We start from the raw sequence: 21,896 nt of genomic DNA, 5'->3' as shown, positions 1-21,896 counted from the left end.
ACCGATAGCATAAATATTTTACCGACTGAAATAAATATGCTACTCAGAGTTATCGGGGCCACGAATCATGAATCGATGGCTCAATGAAACCGGGAGGAAATCATGAAACGAATTCTCAGCGCTTCTGCAGTTGCAGTCCTGATGGGGACAGTTGCATTTGCAGAGCCCACGGTCGGTGTCAGCTGGTCGAATTTCCAGGAAGAGCGTTGGAAAACTGACGAGGCGGCGATCAAGGCTGCACTGGAAGCGGGTGGTGCAGACTACATTTCGTCGGATGCGCAATCGTCATCGGCCAAACAGCTGTCGGATATCGAGAGCCTGATCGCCCAAGGCGTGGATGCGCTGATCATTTTGGCGCAAGACTCTCAGGCCATCGGTCCGGCAGTTCAGGCTGCAGCTGATGAAGGTATTCCAGTCATCGCGTATGACCGTCTGATCGAAGATGATCGCGCATTTTACCTGACCTTCGACAACGTCGAAGTTGGCCGGATGCAGGCACGTGCAGTGTTCGATGCTATGCCCAAAGGCAACTACGTGATGATCAAGGGTTCGCCCACCGATCCGAACGCGGACTTCCTGCGCGGTGGTCAGCAAGAGATCATTCAGGCCGCCGTTGACAGTGGTGACATCGTGATTGTGGGTGAGGCATATACTGACGGTTGGCTGCCTGCGAACGCACAACGCAACATGGAACAGATCCTGACTGCGAACGAAAACAACGTTGATGCCGTGGTCGCCTCTAATGACGGTACTGCAGGCGGTGCCGTTGCTGCGCTGACCGCACAGGGCATGGATGGCATTCCTGTCTCGGGTCAGGATGGCGACCATGCAGCGCTGAACCGGGTTGCCAAAGGCACACAAACCGTCTCGGTCTGGAAAGATGCGCGTGAATTGGGCAAAGCTGCCGGTGAAATCGCCGTTGCGTTGAGCAGTGGAACCAGCCCTGCGGATGTAGAAGGCGCGATCAGCTGGACCTCGCCTGGTGGAACCGAGATGAATTCGGTCTTCCTGGCACCTGTGCCGATCACAAAAGACAATCTGTCCGTTGTGGTCGATGCTGGCTGGATCCCGCTGGAAGACCTCTGCCAGGGCGTCGAAAACGGCCCCGCACCCTGTAACTAACCCAAGTTCCAAATCATTGCGTCTCTGGCCCGCATGGGTGGGCCAGAGACCATAGCTGAACATGAAAGATCGGATATGACCGAAACTTCGTCTCAGCCGGTACCCCAAAAAGCAAAGGCCAACCTGTTCCAGCAGCTGGAACTGGATATGCGGCTATTGGGCATGATCGGCGCCTTCATCATCCTGTGCATTGGCTTCAACATCTTTACGGACGGCCGTTTTCTGACGCCCAGAAACCTGTTCAATCTGTCGATTCAGACCGTCTCGGTCGCCATCATGGCCTGTGGCATGGTGTTCATCATCGTTATGCGCCACATTGATCTGTCAGTCGGTGCGCTGCTGGCGACAACATCCGCCGTCATGGCGATGACACAGACAGAGCTGCTGCCAAACGTGCTGGGAATGGGTTTGAACCACCCGGCGACATGGGCGATTACTCTGGTGGTGGGCCTGGTGGTGGGGACATTGATCGGAGCTTTCCACGGTTGGATGGTGGGTTACCTGACCATACCGGCCTTTATCGTGACGCTTGGCGGATTTCTGGTCTGGCGCAACGTTGCCTGGTACATGACGGACGGCCAGACAATCGGCCCGCTGGATAGCACATTCCTTATGTTCGGCGGCACCAATGGGACATTGGGCACAACGGTCAGTTTGCTGGTTGGCTTTGCGGCAACGGCAATAGCGATCTGGGCGTTGTGGAGCGGTCGCAGGTCCAAAGCGGCCCACGGGTTCCCTGTCAAACCGGTATGGGCTGAAACAACGCTGGCCGCGATCGTTGGCATCGCAATCATGGGCTATGTCTTCATCGTCAATAGTTACTCCATCCCCACCCGCAGGCTCGAACGTATGTTCGAGGCACGTGGTGAGACAATGCCAGAAGGTCTGGTTGTCGGCTATGGCATCCCGATCTCGGTCCTGATCCTGATCCTTGTTGCGGTAACTTTGACTGTCGTGGCCCGCAAGACCCGCTTTGGTCGCTATATCTTCGCCACTGGCGGCAACCCTGATGCGGCAGAACTGTCGGGCATCAACACCCGCATGATGACCGTCAAGATCTTCGCCCTGATGGGGTTCTTGTGTGCGCTGTCCGCAGTCGTGGCTTCGGCCCGTCTGGCCAACCACTCGAACGACATCGGTACGCTGGATGAGTTGCGCGTGATTGCTGCTGCGGTGATCGGTGGAACGGCTCTGTCCGGTGGCATCGGCACGATCTATGGCGCAATCCTGGGCGCGTTGATCATGCAGGCGTTGCAATCGGGTATGGCCATGGTCGGCGTGGATGCGCCGTTCCAGAATATCGTCGTCGGCACCGTTCTGGTTTTGGCCGTCTATATCGACATCGTGTATCGCAAACGTCTGGGGGCGAAATGATGCAAGCTCAAGAAACACAGAACAAAGCGACTGGCCGCGGGTCGGGCCAGCCTCCGCTGGTGGAAATGCGCGATATCTCGATTTCCTTCGGGGGGATCAAGGCGGTAGACCATGTATCGGTTGATCTGTACCCGGGCGAGGTTGTTGGCCTTCTGGGCCACAACGGGGCTGGAAAATCTACCCTGATCAAGGTGCTTTCAGGGGCCTATCAGATGGACCACGGCGAAATCCTGATCGATGGCAATAAGGTCGAAATCAACAACCCCCGCGACGCGCGTGCCAACAACATCGAGACGATCTATCAGACACTCGCGCTGGCCGACAATCTGGATGCAAGCTCGAACCTGTTCTTGGGGCGGGAAATGGTCACGCCCTTTGGTCTGGTAAACGACGCAGCGATGGAGGCCGAGTGTCGTAAGATCATGGCGCAGCTGAACCCGAACTTTCAGAAGTTCAACGACCCGGTATCGGCTCTGTCAGGTGGACAAAGGCAATCGGTTGCCATTGCACGCGCGGTGTATTTCAACGCACGCATCCTGATTATGGATGAGCCTACAGCTGCGCTTGGCCCGCACGAAACGCAGATGGTGGCGGACCTTATCCAACAGCTCAAGGCGCAGGGGATCGGCATTTTTTTGATCGACCATGATGTGCACGCGGTGATGGAACTGTGCGACCGGGCTTCGGTCATGAAAAACGGGCAACTGGTTGGAACGGTTGATATCGCCGATGTCACCGATGACGATCTGTTGTCGATGATCATTCTGGGCAAAAAGCCCGGCGAAATGGCGGAATGAGGTAAACGAGATGACGAGTGGTTTTTTTCAGGGAATTGAAAAGGTCCAGTTCGAGGGCGAGGACAGTAAGAATCCGCTCGCATTCCGCCACTACAACCCGGACGAGATCGTCATGGGCAAGCGCATGGAGGATCATTTGCGTTTTGCCGTGGCATGGTGGCACTCTTTCGCCTGGGAAGGTGGAGATCCATTTGGTGGCCCCACTTTCGAGCGCCCCTGGCATCCGCAGGATGACATGGGACGGGCTAAGATGAAGGCCGATATCGCCTTTGAGATGTTTCAGATCCTGGGGCAGCCCTATTTCTGCTGGCATGATGCCGATATCCGCCCTGAGCAGGGTAACTTCGCGGACAACCTTCGCACGTTGAATGAGATCACCGACTATATCGGTGAAATGATGCAGCGGGCTGGTACCAAGCTGTTGTGGGGCACCGCCAACATGTTCAGCCATCGCCGCTGGATGGGCGGTGCCAGCACCAACCCTGATCCCGACGTTTTTGCTTTCGCTGCCGCCACGGTGAAGTCCTGCATGGATGCCACCCACAAGCTGGGCGGCGAAAACTATGTGCTTTGGGGCGGGCGCGAAGGGTACGAGACGCTGCTCAACACCGATATGAAGGCCGAACTGGATCATATGGGCCGGTTCCTGAACATGGTGGTCGAGTACAAGCACAAGATCGGGTTTAAGGGTGCGATCCTTGTCGAACCCAAACCGCAGGAGCCATCGAAGCACCAATATGATTTCGACGCCGCCACCTGCATCGGTTTCCTGCGCAAATTTGGGCTTGAGGATGAGGTCAAACTGAACCTCGAACAAGGGCACGCGATCCTGGCAGGGCATAGCTTTGAGCATGAGATTGCAGTGGCCGCGACCGAGGGGATGCTGGGGTCCATCGACATGAACCGGAACGATTATCAATCAGGGTGGGATACGGATCAGTTCCCCAACAACACCCCCGAAGTCGCGCTGGCTTATTACCACATCCTGAAATCAGGTGGGTTTACCACCGGTGGCACCAATTTCGACGCCAAGCTGCGCAGGCAGTCCATCGATGCAGAAGATCTGATCGCCGCGCATGTGGGCGGGATGGATATCTGCGCCCGGGGCCTGAAAGCAGCGGCAGCGATGCTTGAAGATGGTGGTTTGGAGCAAGCTCTGGCGGACAGGTACGCGGGCTGGAAAACGCCCGAGGCGCAGGCGATGCTGAATTCTGGGTTGGACGAGATTTCGGCGCGGGTGTTGGCGAACGACCTCAATCCACAACCGCGATCAGGGCGTCAGGAAGTTCTGGAAAACTACGTCAACAGATTTGTCTGAGGGACGGAAACCCGGTGGGGGCGGTTGGTTCCGCCCCTTTGCTGATCAAGCTTCCTGAACGACCTGCTGATGAACTTCGATCACGTTGCCTTCTGGGTCGTGAAAGAACACCTGATGCCACTCTTTCGCAAAGGTGGTGCCGTAGTCGGAATAGGGGATGCCACGTTCGTCCAGCAGTTTAAGGAAAGCGGGCAAATCATCAGTCCGAAAGGCGATGTGGCCGCGCTCAACCGGGTTGATCACTCGCTTGTTCTTGAAGGCTACGTCGAAAGCGCGTTCGGCCAGATGCATCTGCATGTTGCCCTCAGTTGCAAAGCGAATTTTGCCGTCATAACCGCTATTGCGGTCGGCTACGGTGCGCGGGAAATTGTCTTGGGGGATATCATCCAAACCTAGCACGTTTGTGTAAAAATCATGCATACGATCAACATCGTCGGCCACGAAATTGATGTGATGGAATTCCAGTTTCATGCTCTGTTTTTGCCTCGAACCATCGGTGTTATGGTTGTTCTAGCACGCCCTCGCGGAGCTGTGGATGCCAAAACAGAATTGCGGGTCGCGTCGGATGCGCAAACTCGTCCAACAAGGTCGGGACGAAACCGTTGACGCGTGGCGGTGATCTGTAATGCTGGCTCGGTAGAAGACAGAGCATGACAGGTCAGAATGTCCAGCCAATCCCAAACCAAAGCCGTTTTTCTGAGTGGCAGTCTGATGCGGCATGTCACCCGCATGTCGTTAACGACGAGCATCGGGCTGATGGCTATCTTTGCCGTCGACTTTGTGGACATGGTCTTCATCTCGATGCTGGGCAATGACGCGCTGGCAGCGGCGGTCGGCTATGCTGGCACGCTGCTGTTTTTTACCAACGCGATCAATATCGGCCTGTCGATTTCCGCCGGAGCCCTGGTTGCGCGCGAACTCGGGGCGGGGCGGGCTGAACAGGCAAGGCATTATGCGTCCAGTGTGGCCGTAATCGGGTTGATTGCGGGGCTGATAACATCGGCATTGGTTTTGTTGAATCTCAGCTGCTTGCTGTCATTGCTCGGCGCGGAAGGCGAGGTTCTGAGGCTGGCGACGCGCTATGTGTCGATCATCCTTCCGACCATGTGCGTGATGTCTATAGCTATGGCGGCGATGGCGGTGCTGCGTGCCCATGGCGATGCGCGCCGGTCGATGATGTCCACGATTTATGGCGGCGTTGTGAATGCTGTTCTGGACCCGATCTTGATTTTTGCTGTTGGGCTTGGACTGGACGGGGCCGCGATTGCGTCGGTTCTGGCACGGCTTTGCATGTTGGGGGCGGCGTTGTGGCCTGCGCTACGAGTGCATCAGGGATTTGCGCGCCCGTCGCTGAAACAGGTGGCACAGGACTTGCGCCCTGTGCGAGCCATCGCAATTCCTGCCGTTTTGACGAACGTCGCTACTCCGATCGGGAATGCCATCGTGGTGCGGGAAATTGCGCAATATGGAACGGATGCAGTTGCAGGTATGGCGGTGATAGGGCGGCTTTTACCGGTGGCGTTTTCTGTCATTTTCGCACTGTCTGGCGCGATAGGGCCAATCATAGGGCAGAATTTCGGGGCCGAGAAATTCGTCCGTGTCCGCGCGGCCTTTCTGGCCGGGATCAAGTTTACGGCTGTCTATGTCCTATGCATGTCAGCCATTCTGTTTTTGCTGCGCGCGCCGATTGCGGATCTGTTCGCGGCCCAAGGCGAAACCCGGGTTTTGATCTACCTGTTCTGCGGTCCGTTGGCTTTGGCTTCGTTTTTCAATGGTGTGATCTTCGTAACAAATGCCAGTTTCAACAATCTGGGGCATCCGGTTTATTCGACATGGATAAACTGGGGTCGCCACACCATTGGCACGTGGGTCTTCGTGACCCTCGGCTCACAGATCGCCGGGGCACCCGGCGTTCTCTTGGGGCAGGCTTTTGGAGGCGTTATTTTTGCTGCCATTGGTTGGATCGTCGTCGAACGTGTTATTGCACGGCTTGGCCGATCACAAGCGCCCGAGCCCTTTGCCGAGCAAGGTCGGCTTCAGTCACTTTTCGGTCGGCGCGGTTGGTGATCGGGCGAGATCAATTCCCCTGGTTGCGCGCCTCTAGCCGCTCTAGATTGACAACAGTCGACAGCATCAGGCGATCATGGCTCCAGTCTTGCGTTTGTTGGATCGAAGCAGACCCCAGCGCAAGAAGGGTGGCGAAGGTCAATGCCATCCCAAAGAACAGCACGGGCAGGGTGGGCACCGTCGGCTGCGCCTCGGTCAGCGCAAGCACGCGCTGACGCAGGACACGCTTGGCCTTGCCGCCAGTCACAAAGGCAACATTGAGAACGCGTGGATTGCTGGATGAGATCGTGCGAGCGCAATAATCCAACAGGCACGCCGTGTATTCTCGCGCATCAATCCGTTTGCGCGCCACGACAGACTGATCGCATGCCAATTCACGCAAACGGCCGAACTGATACTTGAGCATCAGATAGGCTGGATTCCAGAACAAGAGCGGGCGCAGCATTTCAAAGCCCAGTTCCCATTCCACGTCACCCGCCCGAACATGCTGAAGCTCGTGCGCCAACGCAAAACGCAATTCGTGCGGAGTATCCAGCAGATGGCTTGGCAGTACGACATGGCGACGGCGCAATCCGCGCACAGCAAATGGCACAGTGATGCGATCGGAAAGGCGGATATCCACTTTGGTCGATTGGCGCCACAGAAAGCTGGATTTGACCGTTTGACGGATCATAACTGCGTCCCGCATGGCACGGATGGCGAATACCGCGGCTATTACAGCGAGCAGCGCCACAAGTGCGGTGATCATCGGCTGTTGTCCCGACACTGCAAGGTCGACCCATCTTTCGCGGGTATTCAGCAGTGCCTCGAATTGCGTGGCAGGCATGGCGATGTCGCCGCGCAGGTAGGCCGCAACAGCTATGTCGCCAAGGGCCACAGCGCTTCCCGGCCATGCATAAGTGGCCAGTGACGATACGCCCAATGCAAGAAATGGGCTTATGAGTACACAAACGCACAGCGCTTTGAGCGCGCGCAACTGCGCGACATAACTATGGCGCAAGGCTGTGCGGGTCAGGGCGGCACGCGCCATCAGCCAGATGACGGCCGCCAAGGCCAGCACGATGTTCAGTTCGATAAATGCGTCGAGAACCGGTCTAACCGCTGTCATTTTGCAGCCTCCTCTCTACCAGCGCTCGAATTTCCTCAAGATCGGCTTCGCTCAGCCCCGCATCATCGACAAGCCGTGCTACCAACGTGGCCGGGGTGTCGTCGAAAAGTGTGCGGGACAGATTCTGTAGCGAACGGGCCTGATACCTGTCCTTTTCCAGAAGCGGCGTATAGATCAGGGTCTTTCCTGACTTGCGGCTTTCCACAAAACCCTTTTCGTCCAGAATACGCAGGATCGTGGCACCGGATGTGTAGGCCAGATTGCGTTCTGAGGGCAGGCGGTCCAGGACATCTCTCACCGAGCCTTGCCCGAGGGCCCAGAGCTCATTCATGAACTCCAGTTCGACCTCGGTCAGCAGATTTGTTGTCTTTTTCTTTCGCATTGATCTCGGTGTTGTCATGTTTAGTATGCCTGTCAGACAAGCATCCTTTCGCGATTTCTCAAAGTCTAAACTTTCCAGAACACAAAAACGCCCCAGCCGATAGACAGGAAAAGCGGCGTCCAGACCGGCTGTCCGACAAGACCCAGCCAGGCGAGGAAGATATAGGCGGACCCCAGAAGGGTGATGAACAATCGGTCGCCCAATGTGGTTGTCAGCCCCAGCACACCGCGCCGTTCTATACCGTCCCGGTACTTGAAGCCTTCAAGAACGCCAATCAGTGCAATGGCCGAAAAGATTCCGACGAACACGGCCAGCGTCGCCGGGGTCCAGGCCATCCAGAAGTCGGGCCACAAGGGGGCGGTCCATGAAAACCCCTTTTCCTCTTGCTGGCCGACATTGCCCCATCCGGCCTGCTGGGCAAATGCCGTGGAAGGTAGGAAGAGGAAGGTGAGAAGAAATCTACGCATATCGAACCTCACACACGTCCCATCGCGAACCCGCGCGCGATGTAGTTGCGGACAAACCAGATGACGATGGCGCCCGGGATGATGGTCAGGGTTCCGGCGGCGGCCAGCAGGCCCAGCTCATACCCGGCGCTGGAGGCCGTGCGGGTCATCACAGCGGCAATGGGTTTCGCCTCGACCGCAGTCAGGGTTTTGGCCAGCAGCATCTCGACCCATGAGAACATGAAGCAGAAGAAAGCTGCGACGCCGACACCTGCTTTGATATTTGGCAGGAAGATGGTCACGAAAAAGCGCGGAAAGGAGTAGCCGTCGACATAGGCGGTCTCATCCAGTTCTTTTGGAATTCCTCGCATGAAGCCTTCCAGAATCCAAACTGCCAGTGGCACGTTGAACAGCGTGTGCGCCAACGCTACGGCCAGATAAGTGTCGAACAGATGGATCGAGGAATAGAGCTGAAAGAATGGCAGCGCAAATACCGCTGCCGGGGCCATCCGATTGGTCAGCAGCCAGAAGAACAGCTGTTTGTCACCTAGGAACCGATAGCGAGAGAACGCATAGGCAGCGGGCAGTGCGACACAAACAGAAAGCACTGTGTTCAGAGTCACATAGGTGATCGAGTTGATGTAGCCCCAATACCACGTCGGGTCAGTGAAGATGGTGATATAGTTCTCCAGCGTAAAGGTCTGGGGGAACAGGGAAAAGCCCGACAGGATTTCGTTCGTTGTCTTGAAGGACATCGCCACCAGCCAATAGATCGGCAGCATCAGGAACGCGATATAGAGGATCGGGATGATGGACCGCTTTTTCATTCTGCGTCGTCCTTTGTCATCAGAGTATAGAAGAGCCACGAAACCAGCAGCGTGATGGCGAAATAAATCAGGCTCATCGCCGCCGCCGGGCCGAGATCGAACTGCCCCAGCGCGATCTTCACCAGATCGATCGACAGCAGGGTGGTCGAGTTGCCGGGCCCACCCCCGGTCAGCACGAACGGCTCGGTATAGATGTTGAAACTGTCCATGAACCGCAGCAGGACCGCGATGGTCAGAACCGTCTTCATCTTGGGCAGCTGGATGTAGCGGAACACCGACCAAGGGCTTGCCCCGTCGATCTTGGCCGCCTGATAATAGGCATCCGGGATCGACACGAGGCCTGCATAGCACAGCAACACGACCAGCGACGTCCAGTGCCAGACATCCATAACGATGACGGTGATCCAGGCCGAAAGCGGCTGTTGCGTCATGTCATAGTTGATGCCCAGAACGTCATTCAGGAAATATCCCAACAGACCGATTTTGGGCAGGGTGAAGATGTTCCACATGGACCCAACAACGTTCCACGGGATCAGCATCGGCAGGGCCATCAGCACCAGACAGACTGGCACCCAAAAGCCTTTTCGAGGCATCGACAGGGCAACGATGATGCCCAGAGGGACTTCGATCAGCAGGATCAGCAAGGTGAACAGGAATTGCCGACCCAGCGCGGCCTGGAAGCGGTCGGATCGCAGGATCTGTTCAAACCAGCCCAAACCTTCCCAGAAGAACTGGTTGTTACCAAAGGTTTCCTGCACCGAGTAGTTGACTACCGTCATCATCGGCACCAGCGCGTTGAACGCGACCAGTGCCAGAACGGGAAGGACAAAGAACCATGCTTTTTGATTTTCGGTTCTCATTGCGCCCGCTCCTCGGTTGCTATCCAGCCGTCGCGATAGACGCGGGATTGTTCAGGTTTGAATTGCAGGAACACGTGCGAACCCGGGTTTGGCGCGTTGTGTTCCACCACGGCCTTTAGCGGGGTTTTTCCGACCATCGCGCTGACGACAAAGTGGCGACCAATATCCGAAACCTTGGTTACGTGCGCGGGGATGCCGGTATCGCCAAAGCCTACATATTCAGGGCGAATGCCCAGATCAGTGCGGCCACCATCGCCATGAGTGGGGCCTTCCAGCATGACCTCGTGCCCCTCAAAGAAAGCGAGGTCGCCTTTTGCCTCACACGGCAGAACGTTCATGCCGGGCGAGCCGATGAAGTGGCCGACAAACGTGTGCTGAGGACGCTCGAACAGCTCGACCGGTGTGCCGATTTGAACCACTTCGCCTTCCTGCATTACCACGACCTCATCGGCGAAAGTCAGCGCCTCGGTCTGGTCGTGGGTCACGTAGATCATGGTGGCCTGCACACGCTGGTGCAGCTCTTTCAGCTTCGACCGCAGTTTCCATTTCAGATGCGGGTCGATCACTGTCAGCGGTTCATCGAACATCACCGCGTTCACGTCGTCGCGGACCAACCCGCGACCCATCGAGATTTTCTGTTTGTTGTCCGGGCTGAGGCCGCTGGCACGGGTGTTCAGCATGTCGGTGACATCCAGCATCTCGGCGATCTCATCGACGCGGCGCTTGATCGTTGCGGCATCCACGCCCCGGTTCTTGAGCGGAAAGGCCAGGTTTTCACCCACGGTCATTGTGTCGTAAATCACCGGGAACTGGAAAACCTGCGCGATGTTGCGCTGATCGGGGGGCAGGGCAGTCACATCCTGATCGTCAAACAGGATCCGACCTTCCGAGGGGGTCAACAGGCCGGATATGATGTTGAGTAGCGTAGACTTACCGCAACCTGACGGCCCAAGCAGTGCATAGGCTCCGCCGTCGCGCCATGTGACGTCGATTTCCTTCAGCGCATAGTCTTCAGGGCCTTTCGGCGAAGGCATGTAGCTGTGCCGCAGGTTCGAAAGTTTGATCTGTGCCATGTCAGGCCACCCTTTTGCCGTCTTGGCCGAAATACCGGCAATGGGCCGGGTTCATGTAGAAACTGTGATCCTCGCCCACGTGATAGGGGTGGACACCAGCAGCAAGCGACACCCATGCGTCCTCCCCGTGCTGGAAATGCGCGCTGGAATCCGAGCCTGAAAGCTCGGTCACGATCACCCGGCCTGTTAGCTCTATGTCCGCGTCAGACGTACGGAACGGCGTCACGCGGTGCGGGCGCACGGCGACCATGTATTCTCCATCAGCCATGTCGGTGACTGCCCAGCCACCGCCGCCTTCTAACTGCGCTTGCGAGCCTGATACGGTGATGCGGGCCACATTGATCGGCGGATCCGAGAAGACGCGCGCAGCAGCGATGTTCTCCGGGTTGCGATAGATATCTGCGGTCGGACCGAATTGAGTCACGTGACCATCTTCCATCAGGGCGGTATGGCCACCCAGCAACAGCGCCTCTTCGGGTTCCGAGGTGGCGTAAACCACAACCGCGCCACGACCCGCGAACAGGTCAGGCAATTGCTCGCGCAGTTCTTCGCGCAGTTTATAGTCAAGGTTCGCCAACGGCTCATCAAGAAACACCGCGCGGCTCTCTTTCGCAATGGCACGCGCCAGCGCGGTCCGTTGCTGTTGCCCGCCCGACAGCTCATGCGGGCGGCGGTGCAGCATGGGGCGCAATTGCAGCAGGTCAGCGGCTTCTTCTACGCGGCCTTCGATCTCGGATTGGGCCATACCTGCCACGCGCAGGGGCGAAGCGATGTTGTCGAAAACGGTCATATGCGGGTAGTTCACGAAGAACTGGTGCACGAGGCTGATTTGTCGCTTTTGCGTGTTCAGCCGCGTGACATCCTGCCCATCCATAAGGACCTTGCCCGAGGCAATCGGATCCAGGCCGGCCATCATCTTGATCAGAGAGGTCTTGCCTGATCCGGTCGCGCCCAGCAGCACGTTGAAGTGACCTGTGCGAAGGGTCAGGTTTGTCGGCTTGATATGGATGACGTTGCCAACCCGTTTGGTGGCATCTTGAAGTTCGATCATGTCCGTGGGTTCCGGTTCTTCAGTGCGTGGCACTGGTCTTGGGGTGGGGATGCCTGATGCGGCACCCCCGGTTTCATCAGCTTACTGAGACTGCCAGCGCTGAACCAGTTCGTCATAGTTGACGGTCTGACCCTGCGGTTTTTCGTTCTCAAGCTTGGCCTTGGGCGAACCGGCTTTTTCCAGCCAGAAGGACGGATCCTGTGGCTCATTCAGACGCGGACCACAGCCACCGTAGACACCGGCGCTTTCATCCGCAGCCTGCATACGGGCCATGGTGATGTCCATCTCTTCTGCCAGACGGTCCATCGCCTCTTGCGGGGTAAACGCTCCTGAGTTCACGTCACCGATCTGCTGCCACCAGATCTGGGCCAGCTTCGGGTAATCCGGAACGTTGATGCCGGTCGGCGACCATGCCACACGGTCAGGCGAGCGATAGAACTCGACCAGACCACCCAACTTGGGTGCGCGTTCGGTGAACGACTCGTGATTGACCGAACTGTCGCGGATGAAGGTCAGACCCACGTGGGATTTCTTCACGTCAACAGTCTTGGATGTCACGAACTGAGCATAGAGCCAGGCTGCCTGCGCACGATCCGAGGGGGTCGATTTGAGGAACGTCCAGGAGCCTACGTCTTGGTAACCAACCTTCTGGCCTTCTTCCCAGTAGGGGCCATGTGGGCTGGGTGCCATCCGCCACAGCGGCGTGCCTTCGTCATCCACGGTGTTGTTGCCTTCGGACTTCGGCTTCACCATGTCGGCGGTAAAGGCGGTGTACCAGAAGATCTGCTGGGCCACGTTGCCCTGGCTGAGCGCGGGCAGCGACTGGTAGAAGTCATAAGACGCCGCACCCGGAGGCGCATAGGCCCGCAGCCACTCATCCCATTTGCGGATCGCATAGACCGCAGCAGGACCGTTGGCCGCACCACCGCGCGACACCGAAGCGCCGACCGGATTACAGGTGCCCGCTTCCATGCGGATACCCCATTCGTCGACCGGAACACCGTTCGGCTCACCCACGTCACCGGCACCGGCCATCGAAAGCCAGGCATCGGTCATACGCCAGCCAAGGTCAGGCGCGCGCTTGCCGTAATCCATGTGGCCATAGATCGTGGTGCCATCGACTTCTTTCACGTCATTGGTGAAAAACTCGGCGATGTCTTCGTAAGCCGACCAGTTGACCGGAACACCCAGGTCATAGCCGTACTTCTCTTTGAACGCGGCTTTGTTCGCCTCATCGTCGAACCAGTCCTTGCGGAACCAGTAGAGGTTGGCAAACTGCTGATCGGGTAGCTGATACAGCTTGCCGTCCGGACCGGTGGTGAACTGAATGCCCATGAAGTCATCCAGATCCAGCGTCGGCGAAGTTGTCGCCGCCCAGTCGCCACCCATCATGTCGGTCAGCGGATAAGCCAGTTGCAGGCGCGAATGAGTACCGATCAGGTCACTGTCGTTGACATAGCCATCATAAAGGTTCCGACCTGTTTGCAGCTGGGTCTGAACGGCCTGAACCACTTCGCCTTCGCCAAGGATCTGGTGGTTGACCTTGATGCCGGTGATTTCCTCGAACGCCTTGGTCAAGACCTCGGACTCGTAAGAATGTGTCGGAATACCCTCGGACAGGACGTTGATTTCCATACCGGCGTAAGGCTGGGCAGCTTCGATGAACCACTTCATCTCGCCCATCTGTTCGTCCTTCGACAAGGTCGATGGCTGGAATTCGTCGTCGATCCAACGTTGTGCTGCGGCTTCGTCGGCCCAAGCAGAACCGTGCCCCGCAATGACGGCAGCCGCCGCCACTGCGGAAAGTAGATGTCTCCGCATCTGTCTCCTCCCAAAAATTATGGTTCTCCGGCGGAAACCGGATGCCGGACAGCATCAGCGATTTTTTGCGTACGTGTCAAACTAAATTTTTAGTAATTGACGTCCGGACGTGCCGAGAGAGATGAATTTGAACTCATTTGCCAATTTGTGAATTCGTTGTAAGCTGGGATTGTTATTACAAAAATTACCGCTGAACCGTGCGGCGAGAATTGCGAAAAACGACTTGGAACAGTGAGGATAGGCAATGTCCCGAAGTCTGTTGAAGTACACGCGTGTTCTGGAAATTGTCGGGGACACGATCAAGGTTCGAGTGCCGATAGAGGGCAAGGGTGAACCAGCCGTCCGGTTCAACGACCTAGCAGTGATCGAGACGGTGGATGGCCGAAAAACACTGGCTCAGGCGATCTTCATCGACCGGGATGTCGTCACGCTGCAAGTGTTTTCCGGTACCAAAGGTATATCGACCGAGGCGACCGCGACCTTTCTCGGACACCCGATGCAGACACCGTATTCGGCCAACATTTTAGGGCGGGTCTTTGATGGGGCCGGTGTTGCCATTGATGGCGGGCCGGATCTGTCCGCGGAACCGCGAATCGATATTGGCGGACCAACTGTTAACCCGGCGGAACGGGCGGTTCCGAATAAAATGATCCGCACAGACGTGCCGATGATCGACGTGTTCAACACGTTGGTCGAAAGTCAGAAAATCCCGATTTTCTCGGTCTCGGGCGAGCCGTTCAACGCGTTCCTCAGCCGAATCGGCATACAGGCCGACGCCGATATCGTGGTTTTTGGCGGGTTGGGTCTGATCTTTGATGATTACCACACCTTCCGCACGTCTTTCGAAGATGCTGGCGTGTTCTCGCGCACCGTGATGTTCGTCAATCAGGCGATGGACCCTCTGGTCGAGCGTCTGTTGGTGCCCGACATGGCGTTGGCTGTGGCCGAGAAATTTGCAGTGGAAGAGGGCAGGCGCGTGCTTGTCCTGTTGACCGACATGACAGCCTACGCCGACGCAATGAAAGAGGTCGGAATCAGTCAGGAGCGGGTGCCATCGCAACGTGGCTATATGGGGGATCTCTATTCCCAACTGGCGCGCAGATACGAAAAAGCCTGTGACTATGCCAAAGGTGGATCGGTAACTGTCCTGACCGTCACGACGATGCCCGGCAATGATGTGACCCACCCTGTACCTGATAACACAGGCTATATCACCGAGGGGCAGATCTATCTGCATTCCGGCGTGATTGATCCTTTCGGTAGCTTGTCGCGCCTGAAGCAGAACGTGATCGGCAAGACCACCCGCGAAGATCATGGCCAGATCATGAACACGATGATCCGCTTCTACTCTGAGAGCCGTGATGCCGCGCAGAAACAGGCGATGGCGTTCGACCTGTCGGATTTTGATCACCAATTGCTGAAATTCGGCGGACTGTTTCGGTCGCGTTTCATGGACATCAATGTCTCAATCCCGCTGGAAGACGCTCTGGACCTGGGTTGGAAAACGCTGGCCGAGTGCTTTGCTCCGGAACAGTTGCTGATGAAGCAGGCGTTGATCGACAAGTACTTTCCAAAGGATGCCAATGGCGCGGTTGCAGCTGAATAAATCGTCGCTGGCCCGCCAGCAGACGCAGCTGAAAAGCTATGAGCGGTTCCTGCCATCGCTGGACCTGAAGCGTCAGCAATTGATGGCAGAACGTGTAAAAGCCCGCGACGATGTCAAACGCCTTGAGCACGAAGTGCAGGCCCTTGCGCAGCAGGTGGGTGAAAAGCTTCCGATGCTGGCCCAGCAGGGCATTGATCTGGATGGGCTTGTTGAGCTTAAAGATTACAAGGTCAAAGAGGTCAACGTGGTGGGCGTCAAGATGCCCGATCTTGACCGGATCGAAGTTGTCGTCCGCCCATATTCTCCTTTGGCCAAACCTCATTGGGTCGATGCCGCCGCGCAGTTGCTGCACGACATGATCGAGGCGAGGCTGCGGGTCAAAATCGCTGAAGAGCGTGTGCGCATTTTCGACAAGGCGGTGGCCACGATTACCCAGCGGGTCAACCTGTTCGAGAAAGTTCTGATCCCACGCGCCAAGGCCAATATCAAGAAGATCCGCATCTATCTGAGCGATGAGCAGATGCAGGCAGTCGTGCGGTCAAAAATCTCCAAACGCAAACACGCGCAGGAGGCTTTGACATGAGTGTTGCGCGTTTGAAAAAGATGTCTCTGATCGGACCTGCGGCGCATAAAGCGGAAACGCTTGAGGCGCTACAGGACCTGGGATGTATGCATGTTCTGCCACTTGTTCCGCCACCAAATGAACCTGAAAAGATCAACCTGCGCGGCGCAAGAGAAGCGTATAAAGCATTGCGTTTCCTTGCAGAAGTTCCAGACCCGCGCCGCCAGATTCAGCGAGACCCCGGTTTTGAAATGGACCGATTTGTGCGAGAGGTGACTGACCTCATGCAGCGCACACGGGATACGATGGACCGGCGGGATTTTCTGGCGCACCGCATTGCCCAGGTGCGGCCGTGGGGTGATTTGGACTTCCCGCCAACAGATGTTCTGGCCGGCAACAGATTGTGGTTCTACCAACTGCCGTTTAAGCATCGTGAGACTTTGTCAGAGGTCAATCTGCCTTGGGCTATACTGGAAGAGGACCACCGGTTCCTTTACGCCGTTCTGATCTCGCCGGACGAACCTGACGACGACATTTTGCCGATCCCGCGCACGCACGTCGGGTCGCTTCCCATTCACGAGCTTGAAGCGCAGTTGGAGGAAGCCGAAATCGCCCTTGAGGCGCTTGAAGCCGAGCGCGTGGCGCAAACCCGCTATCTGACCTTGATGCGCCAAAACTTGTCCCTCGCCGAAAGCGCTGCCGAACTGGCCCATGCAACACAGAAAGTGCGCGACGAAGAGGCTATGTTTGCATTGCAGGGGTGGGTTCCGGAAGATCGGGTAAATGCAGTTCTGGATATGGCGAGCACCAAAGGTTGTGCCGCTCTGATTGAGGAGCCGGGCCCGGGCGACACACCTCCGACCTTGCTGGAACAGCCTGAAAACCGCAGTGCCGCTGTCGATCTGGCACTTTTCTATCAGGTGCCCGGGTATCAGGATTGGGACCCCAGCGTCATCGTATCGGCGTCCTTCGCGATCTTCTTCGCCATGATCGTTGCGGACGCGGGATATGGTGCTGTCATCCTGCTGGGGCTGCTGACGTTTTGGAAACGGATGGATGGCACAGCCGGTCAAAGGTCCTGGCGTCGGTTTGGCCTGATTATCTCGGGGGCTACGATTCTGTATGGGGTCATGGTGGGGAGCTACTTTGGGGCGTCTCCATCCGCTGGCTCGATTTGGGCCAAGCTCAAGGTGCTGGATTTGAACAATTTCGGTGCCATGATGATGGTCTCGATTGTGGTTGGTGTCTTGCATCTGGTTCTGGCCAACGCACTGGCGGCCCGTGCCTCGTGGGGACAACGCAAAGCGATCGCCAATCTGGGGTGGATTGCTGCTCTGATCGGCGGGTTTGTCCTTTGGCTCAGCTACATGAACGGCAAGTCGCCGGTACCGGGATCGGCGATCCTGATCCTCGGCATTGTGGCGATCGTTTTGTTTTCCAGCGAACGGATTATTCAGAAGCCGACAGACTGGATCTGGCGTCTGGTCGAGGGCTTTCAAAGCCTCGCCGGGGCGATGGGCGCGTTTGGCGATGTCCTCAGCTATATGCGCCTGTTCGCGCTGGGCCTTGCGTCGGCCTCGCTTGCGATCACGTTCAATGATCTGGCCGTGTCCGTCGTGCAAGCGCTCAAAGGACCGGGCATTCTGTTTGGCTTGCTGATCCTGATCATCGGTCACGTTCTGAATTTCGCGCTCGCCATGATGAGCGGCGTCGTCCACGGCTTACGTCTCAATTACATCGAATTCTTTAAATGGGGTCTGCCGGACGAAGGCATCGTCTTTCGTCCGTTTGCCCGCAAGGAGGTTCAGGAATGAATGAGCTTGTTCTTACACTGGGTTGGCTGGGCATCTATGCACCAATGGCGTTGGGGGCTGCGGCAAGCGCCATTGGGTGTTCGATCGCCGGAATGGCCAGTATCGGGGCCATGACCGAGACCGAGGGCGGTTATGGGCGCTTTGTGGGCGTTTCGGCCTTTCCGTCCACGATGGTGATCTATGGGATCGTCATCATGTTTACCCTGAACCGCGCCGTCACGCCCGAAAACGCGGGGGGCCTGTTCGGGATCGGCATCCTGTCGGGCATCGCACTAATGTATTGCGGCATCTGGCAGGGCCGGGCCTGTGCCGCTGCGATCAACGCGACCAAGGAAAAGCCCGAGATTTTTGGTCTTGCGCTTGCTCCTGCCGCGATCATCGAAGGGTTCGGGGTTTTTGCCTTTGTTTTTGCACTGGTCATTAGTGCGGGGATCAGTTGATGGCACAGAACGGAATAATTTCACATGGCGTTGACGCTCTGATCGAAAAGCTGCGCAACGATGGAGTTGCTGCCGGTCAAACCGAAGCCGAAAAACTGCGCGACGACGCCAAGGCTGAGGCTGCGCGTATTCTGGCGGATGCAAAACGCGAAGCTGAGGAGTTCAAAAAGAAAGCCCGCACAGAATCCGATAATTACCGGGCTGCTGGAGAAGAAGCACTGAACACCGCGATGCGGGATGCTGTGTTGACCATGAAGGCCGGCCTGACGGATCGCTTCAAGGCGGATGTCGAACGTCTTGTGACCAAAGAGATGTCTGATCCTGAACTTCTCAGGCAAATGATCCTCGAAATTGTCGGCCGAGCCGGGAAAGGTGCCAACCTGGATGGCAAAGTTCAGGTCGTTTTGCCCGCCAAGGTCGCCACGCAAGAAGATATAAAGCAGAACGCCGATGATATTCAGTCCGGCCAGTTGACGAAATACGTTCTTGGGCTGACGGCGAAAATGCTGCGCGAGAATGTCGAACTGCATGCCGCCGATGACACACAGGAAGGTATCCGCGTTCACGCAGAGGATCAGGGGGTGGTTCTGGACCTGACCGACAAGGCCGTCGCTTCATTGCTGATGGAGCATCTGCAACCCCGGTTCCGTGCCGTGCTGGAAGGGGTCATCCGCTGAGATGTCAGGGCAGGACGCCTATATCGCGTTGATGTGCAGCCTTCCGGGCTCGGAGCGGTTGTTTGTTGCCAAACAGCCGCCATTGTCGCGAATCAGGCTCGAGCGTCGTTTGACGGCTCTGACACCAGAAGATGCCAAGGTCTTGAAAGTGCTGGAACACACGCTGAACTGGAGCGCTTACGACATGGATGTCACCGACGCGCAGGCGATCCAGCGCTGTAAACAAGCGATGCAGGACATCCCGCAGCCAACTTTGCGCAAGCTCTTTATGGAACGCATGGAGCTACGTTCGGCGGTCGCGGCACTGCGCCTGAGAAAACGCGGAGAGCCAGCGCCTTCTGGCTCATTCGGCGTCGGACGCTGGAGCCGTCTTATTCCGACAAACTGGGGCGATCCCACCTTTCGGCTGGAAACACCCATGCCGTGGCTGAAAGAGGCGCGCCAATTGCTCGAAGACGAAGATCCGCTTGGTCTGGAACGTCTGCTTCTGTCGATCAGCCACAAGCAACTCAAACGACATGCAGCCCGCCACATGTTCGATTTTGAGGCGGTCGCGATCTACGTTCTGATCTGGAACATATTCAACCGTTGGTCACAAAACAGCGCCACGGAAGCAGCCAAGAGATTTGAAAAACTGGCGCAGCAGGCCATGGCTGATGTTGCCGATATCGATTTTGAGGGAGCAAGCGCATGACGGCCCCAACCTCAGCTAAACAAACATCGACCGCTCGTGTTGTCTCGGTTCAGGAAGGGCTTGTGCAGATAAAGTCCAATCCGGACGCAACTGGACATCCCGGCCAATTGGTCAAAAACGAAGTGGTTTTCATCCTGCCGTCGCGTCTCGGCCCCGGTGGGCGTCAGGAGCGGCTCAAGGCCGAAGTTCTGCGCGTGCGCGGAGATACAGCAGACGTTCAGGTCTATGAAAGCACCGACGGTGTGGCCGTTGGCGACCCGGTTGAGCAATCCGGCCAGTTGTTGTCGGTGGAGTTGGGGCCGGGGCTGTTGGGGCAGGTGTATGACGGGTTGCAGTCGCCGCTGCCTAAGGTGGCCGCTGAATTCGGCACGTTCCTGCCACGCGGCGCGGATGTTGCGCCCTTGGATGAACTGGCGAAGTGGTCGTTTACACCGTCGGTGAAAGTAGGCGACACAGTCACTGCCGGGGGCAGTATCGGAACAGTGCCCGAGGGTCACTTCACCCACAAGATCATGCTGCCGTTCAATTGGTCCGGCGACTACAAGGTGGTCTGGGTGCAAAAGGGGGCCGCCACGATCCATGACATTGTGGCGCGTCTTGAAGACGACAATGGCGGCGAGCATACTCTGACGCTTTCGCAGAAATGGCCGGTTCGGCGGCCTTTGCCGGAAAACGTATTGAAACGAGCACTGTCCGAGCGGTTGTATCCGACCGAACCGGTTCTGACTTCGCAACGACTGATCGATACGTTTTTTCCGATCGCACGCGGTGGAACAGCCTGCATTCCCGGGCCGTTCGGGGCAGGTAAGACCGTGCTGCAGAACCTGATCGCGCGAAATGCAAAAGTGGATATCGTGATCGTTGTGGCCTGTGGTGAACGTGCGGGTGAGGTAGTCGAGACCATCGAGGAATTTCCGAAGATGACCGATCCAACCACGGGCGGCAGCCTGATGGATCGGACGATTATTATCTGCAACACGTCATCCATGCCAGTAGCCGCGCGCGAAGCGTCGATTTTCACTGGGATAACGTTGGGCGAATACTATCGCCAGATGGGCTATGACGTCCTGCTGATCGCGGACAGCACCAGCAGGTGGGCGCAAGCCATGCGCGAGACCTCTGGCAAGCTCGAGGAGATTCCGGGCGAAGAGGGGTTCCCAGCATATCTGGAAAGCTCGATCAAGGGTTTGTACGAACGTGCCGGGGCGTTGAAAACGAATGACGGCGATCTTGGCAGCCTGACGCTGATTGGTACGGTTTCACCAGCTGGCGGCAACTTTGATGAACCGGTGACGCAATCCACCCTGTCGACGGTCAAGTGCTTTCTCGGCCTGTCGTCCGAGCGCGCTTATAAACGCTTTTATCCGGCGGTCGATCCGATGCTCAGCTGGTCTCGGTACACGGACCAACTTTCAGCATGGTACGACAAGAACGCCGAGCCGGGGTGGACGGCCAAAGTGCGCGACCTTCTGACCCTTATCGAAAAAGGCGAACAGGTCGATCAGATGATGCAGGTCACCGGGGAAGAGGGTGTCACGATTGACGACTTTGTAACCCAACAAAAAGCGCTGTTCGTTGACATGGTCTATTTGCAGCAGGACGCATTTGACAAGGTTGATGCAACCGTACCTCTCGAACGGCAAAAGATGACGTTCAAGCTGGTGTACGATGTGACGCAATCCACGGCAGCGTTTGTGAGCAAGGCCGAGGTCCGACAGGTTTTCACGCAATTGACCGGGCTGATGAAAAACTTCCACTATGCGGCAGAAAATACACCCGAGTACAACTCCACCTGGCAAAAGATCCAAGATCTGTGCCGTGAAAAGTTTGGGGTTTGAGACAGATAATACCGTTTCG

Annotated in this window: 21 protein-coding genes; 12 read left to right on the top strand and 9 right to left on the bottom strand. The window is 56.9% G+C overall.

Translation table 11 applies throughout. The annotated features are described in order from the left end of the window. Window positions 1-102: 102 nt before the first annotated feature. The 4 genes from xylF (at window position 103) to xylA (ending at window position 4,611) form a co-directional block, all read left to right on the top strand. Entirely contained in the window at window positions 103-1,122 is a 1,020-nt protein-coding gene (gene xylF, locus ACR0K5_RS02090) for a D-xylose ABC transporter substrate-binding protein (protein ID WP_480628080.1), read from the top strand. Between the two features lie 75 nt (window positions 1,123-1,197). Beyond that, window positions 1,198-2,496 carry a sugar ABC transporter permease gene (locus tag ACR0K5_RS02085; RefSeq protein ID WP_480628079.1) on the top strand — a complete coding sequence of 433 codons (1,299 nt, stop codon included), beginning with the start codon at window positions 1,198-1,200 and terminating at the stop codon, window positions 2,494-2,496. Then, complete coding sequence (locus tag ACR0K5_RS02080) at window positions 2,496-3,293, top strand: ATP-binding cassette domain-containing protein (RefSeq protein ID WP_480628078.1); 798 nt, start codon at window positions 2,496-2,498, stop codon at window positions 3,291-3,293. Before ACR0K5_RS02085 ends, ACR0K5_RS02080 begins: the two co-directional genes overlap by 1 nt. Window positions 3,294-3,303: 10 nt before the next feature. After that, window positions 3,304-4,611, top strand: a complete 1,308-nt coding sequence (gene xylA, locus ACR0K5_RS02075) for a xylose isomerase (protein WP_480628077.1) — start codon at window positions 3,304-3,306, stop codon at window positions 4,609-4,611. A gap of 45 nt (window positions 4,612-4,656) precedes the next feature. Here the strand turns inward: xylA and ACR0K5_RS02070 are convergent, their stop codons facing one another. Beyond that, window positions 4,657-5,082 carry a VOC family protein gene (locus tag ACR0K5_RS02070; RefSeq protein ID WP_480628076.1) on the bottom strand — a complete coding sequence of 142 codons (426 nt, stop codon included), beginning with the start codon at window positions 5,080-5,082 and terminating at the stop codon, window positions 4,657-4,659. 192 nt (window positions 5,083-5,274) lie between these two features. On the opposite strand from ACR0K5_RS02070, the gene ACR0K5_RS02065 reads away from it, so the two are divergent. After that, window positions 5,275-6,678, top strand: coding sequence for an MATE family efflux transporter (locus ACR0K5_RS02065; RefSeq protein ID WP_480628075.1), 1,404 nt, complete (start codon window positions 5,275-5,277; stop codon window positions 6,676-6,678). A 10-nt stretch (window positions 6,679-6,688) separates the two neighbouring features. Here ACR0K5_RS02065 and ACR0K5_RS02060 read toward each other — a convergent pair whose 3' ends face one another. From ACR0K5_RS02060 to ACR0K5_RS02025, 8 genes are all read right to left on the bottom strand, one after another. Then, on the bottom strand, window positions 6,689-7,786 hold the full coding sequence (locus ACR0K5_RS02060; protein WP_480628074.1) for a M56 family metallopeptidase: 1,098 nt from the start codon (window positions 7,784-7,786) through the stop codon (window positions 6,689-6,691). Beyond that, window positions 7,773-8,168, bottom strand: a complete 396-nt coding sequence (locus tag ACR0K5_RS02055; protein ID WP_480575826.1) for a BlaI/MecI/CopY family transcriptional regulator — start codon at window positions 8,166-8,168, stop codon at window positions 7,773-7,775. The genes ACR0K5_RS02060 and ACR0K5_RS02055 overlap by 14 nt, the downstream gene beginning before the upstream one ends. Before the next feature lie 65 nt (window positions 8,169-8,233). Beyond that, on the bottom strand, window positions 8,234-8,635 hold the full coding sequence (locus ACR0K5_RS02050; protein ID WP_480628073.1) for a DUF2160 domain-containing protein: 402 nt from the start codon (window positions 8,633-8,635) through the stop codon (window positions 8,234-8,236). An 8-nt stretch (window positions 8,636-8,643) separates the two neighbouring features. Beyond that, the gene (locus ACR0K5_RS02045; protein ID WP_155139158.1) at window positions 8,644-9,441 is read right to left on the bottom strand and encodes a carbohydrate ABC transporter permease; all 798 of its coding nucleotides are present in this window, start codon (window positions 9,439-9,441) and stop codon (window positions 8,644-8,646) included. Next, a complete protein-coding gene (locus ACR0K5_RS02040; RefSeq protein ID WP_480628072.1) occupies window positions 9,438-10,301 on the bottom strand; it encodes a carbohydrate ABC transporter permease in 864 nt (287 codons plus the stop codon). Before ACR0K5_RS02040 ends, ACR0K5_RS02045 begins: the two co-directional genes overlap by 4 nt. After that, a complete protein-coding gene (locus ACR0K5_RS02035) occupies window positions 10,298-11,374 on the bottom strand; it encodes an ABC transporter ATP-binding protein (protein ID WP_480628071.1) in 1,077 nt (358 codons plus the stop codon). Before ACR0K5_RS02035 ends, ACR0K5_RS02040 begins: the two co-directional genes overlap by 4 nt. Before the next feature lies 1 nt (window position 11,375). Next, window positions 11,376-12,425 carry an ABC transporter ATP-binding protein gene (locus ACR0K5_RS02030; protein WP_480628070.1) on the bottom strand — a complete coding sequence of 350 codons (1,050 nt, stop codon included), beginning with the start codon at window positions 12,423-12,425 and terminating at the stop codon, window positions 11,376-11,378. A gap of 81 nt (window positions 12,426-12,506) precedes the next feature. After that, the gene (locus ACR0K5_RS02025; protein WP_480628069.1) at window positions 12,507-14,246 is read right to left on the bottom strand and encodes an ABC transporter substrate-binding protein; all 1,740 of its coding nucleotides are present in this window, start codon (window positions 14,244-14,246) and stop codon (window positions 12,507-12,509) included. A gap of 244 nt (window positions 14,247-14,490) precedes the next feature. On the opposite strand from ACR0K5_RS02025, the gene ACR0K5_RS02020 reads away from it, so the two are divergent. The 7 genes from ACR0K5_RS02020 to ACR0K5_RS01990 are packed head-to-tail and all read left to right on the top strand — an operon-like array spanning window position 14,491 to window position 21,877. Next, window positions 14,491-15,852 carry a V-type ATP synthase subunit B gene (locus ACR0K5_RS02020; RefSeq protein WP_480628068.1) on the top strand — a complete coding sequence of 454 codons (1,362 nt, stop codon included), beginning with the start codon at window positions 14,491-14,493 and terminating at the stop codon, window positions 15,850-15,852. After that, window positions 15,830-16,435 (top strand): V-type ATP synthase subunit D, encoded by a 606-nt coding sequence (locus ACR0K5_RS02015; RefSeq protein ID WP_480628067.1) that lies wholly within the window; start codon window positions 15,830-15,832, stop codon window positions 16,433-16,435. The genes ACR0K5_RS02020 and ACR0K5_RS02015 overlap by 23 nt, the downstream gene beginning before the upstream one ends. Continuing rightward, a complete protein-coding gene (locus ACR0K5_RS02010) occupies window positions 16,432-18,228 on the top strand; it encodes a V-type ATP synthase subunit I (protein ID WP_480628066.1) in 1,797 nt (598 codons plus the stop codon). Before ACR0K5_RS02015 ends, ACR0K5_RS02010 begins: the two co-directional genes overlap by 4 nt. After that, on the top strand, window positions 18,225-18,668 hold the full coding sequence (locus ACR0K5_RS02005; protein ID WP_171089197.1) for an ATP synthase subunit C: 444 nt from the start codon (window positions 18,225-18,227) through the stop codon (window positions 18,666-18,668). The genes ACR0K5_RS02010 and ACR0K5_RS02005 overlap by 4 nt, the downstream gene beginning before the upstream one ends. Beyond that, the gene (locus ACR0K5_RS02000; protein ID WP_480628065.1) at window positions 18,668-19,345 is read left to right on the top strand and encodes a hypothetical protein; all 678 of its coding nucleotides are present in this window, start codon (window positions 18,668-18,670) and stop codon (window positions 19,343-19,345) included. Before ACR0K5_RS02005 ends, ACR0K5_RS02000 begins: the two co-directional genes overlap by 1 nt. Further along, window positions 19,317-20,039, top strand: coding sequence for a hypothetical protein (locus ACR0K5_RS01995; RefSeq protein WP_480628064.1), 723 nt, complete (start codon window positions 19,317-19,319; stop codon window positions 20,037-20,039). The genes ACR0K5_RS02000 and ACR0K5_RS01995 overlap by 29 nt, the downstream gene beginning before the upstream one ends. Next, window positions 20,036-21,877: a V-type ATP synthase subunit A gene (locus ACR0K5_RS01990; RefSeq protein ID WP_480628063.1), complete on the top strand. Its 1,842-nt coding sequence runs from the start codon at window positions 20,036-20,038 to the stop codon at window positions 21,875-21,877. The genes ACR0K5_RS01995 and ACR0K5_RS01990 overlap by 4 nt, the downstream gene beginning before the upstream one ends. Window positions 21,878-21,896 lie beyond the last annotated feature (19 nt).

This window comes from Ruegeria sp. AB9 (assembly GCF_056542585.1).
Note: the sequence above shows the minus strand (reverse complement) of the source record. Positions and strands in the feature narration are given on the sequence as shown.

Excerpts from the sequence above, each read along its gene's own strand:
- ACR0K5_RS02000 (WP_480628065.1), top strand. The coding sequence starts at position 18,668 with ATGGCACAGAACGGAATAATTTCACATGGCGTTGACGCTCTGATCGAA.
- ACR0K5_RS02020 (WP_480628068.1), top strand. The coding sequence starts at position 14,491 with ATGTCCCGAAGTCTGTTGAAGTACACGCGTGTTCTGGAAATTGTCGGG.
- ACR0K5_RS02060 (WP_480628074.1), bottom strand. The coding sequence starts at position 7,786 with ATGACAGCGGTTAGACCGGTTCTCGACGCATTTATCGAACTGAACATC.
- ACR0K5_RS02015 (WP_480628067.1), top strand. The coding sequence starts at position 15,830 with ATGGCGCGGTTGCAGCTGAATAAATCGTCGCTGGCCCGCCAGCAGACG.
- ACR0K5_RS02025 (WP_480628069.1), bottom strand. The coding sequence starts at position 14,246 with ATGCGGAGACATCTACTTTCCGCAGTGGCGGCGGCTGCCGTCATTGCG.
- ACR0K5_RS02030 (WP_480628070.1), bottom strand. The coding sequence starts at position 12,425 with ATGATCGAACTTCAAGATGCCACCAAACGGGTTGGCAACGTCATCCAT.
- ACR0K5_RS02080 (WP_480628078.1), top strand. The coding sequence starts at position 2,496 with ATGCAAGCTCAAGAAACACAGAACAAAGCGACTGGCCGCGGGTCGGGC.
- ACR0K5_RS02085 (WP_480628079.1), top strand. The coding sequence starts at position 1,198 with ATGACCGAAACTTCGTCTCAGCCGGTACCCCAAAAAGCAAAGGCCAAC.
- ACR0K5_RS02005 (WP_171089197.1), top strand. The coding sequence starts at position 18,225 with ATGAATGAGCTTGTTCTTACACTGGGTTGGCTGGGCATCTATGCACCA.
- ACR0K5_RS02040 (WP_480628072.1), bottom strand. The coding sequence starts at position 10,301 with ATGAGAACCGAAAATCAAAAAGCATGGTTCTTTGTCCTTCCCGTTCTG.
- ACR0K5_RS02050 (WP_480628073.1), bottom strand. The coding sequence starts at position 8,635 with ATGCGTAGATTTCTTCTCACCTTCCTCTTCCTACCTTCCACGGCATTT.
- xylA (WP_480628077.1), top strand. The coding sequence starts at position 3,304 with ATGACGAGTGGTTTTTTTCAGGGAATTGAAAAGGTCCAGTTCGAGGGC.
- ACR0K5_RS02055 (WP_480575826.1), bottom strand. The coding sequence starts at position 8,168 with ATGCGAAAGAAAAAGACAACAAATCTGCTGACCGAGGTCGAACTGGAG.
- ACR0K5_RS02035 (WP_480628071.1), bottom strand. The coding sequence starts at position 11,374 with ATGGCACAGATCAAACTTTCGAACCTGCGGCACAGCTACATGCCTTCG.
- ACR0K5_RS01990 (WP_480628063.1), top strand. The coding sequence starts at position 20,036 with ATGACGGCCCCAACCTCAGCTAAACAAACATCGACCGCTCGTGTTGTC.
- ACR0K5_RS02070 (WP_480628076.1), bottom strand. The coding sequence starts at position 5,082 with ATGAAACTGGAATTCCATCACATCAATTTCGTGGCCGACGATGTTGAT.
- ACR0K5_RS02045 (WP_155139158.1), bottom strand. The coding sequence starts at position 9,441 with ATGAAAAAGCGGTCCATCATCCCGATCCTCTATATCGCGTTCCTGATG.
- ACR0K5_RS02065 (WP_480628075.1), top strand. The coding sequence starts at position 5,275 with ATGTCCAGCCAATCCCAAACCAAAGCCGTTTTTCTGAGTGGCAGTCTG.
- ACR0K5_RS02010 (WP_480628066.1), top strand. The coding sequence starts at position 16,432 with ATGAGTGTTGCGCGTTTGAAAAAGATGTCTCTGATCGGACCTGCGGCG.
- xylF (WP_480628080.1), top strand. The coding sequence starts at position 103 with ATGAAACGAATTCTCAGCGCTTCTGCAGTTGCAGTCCTGATGGGGACA.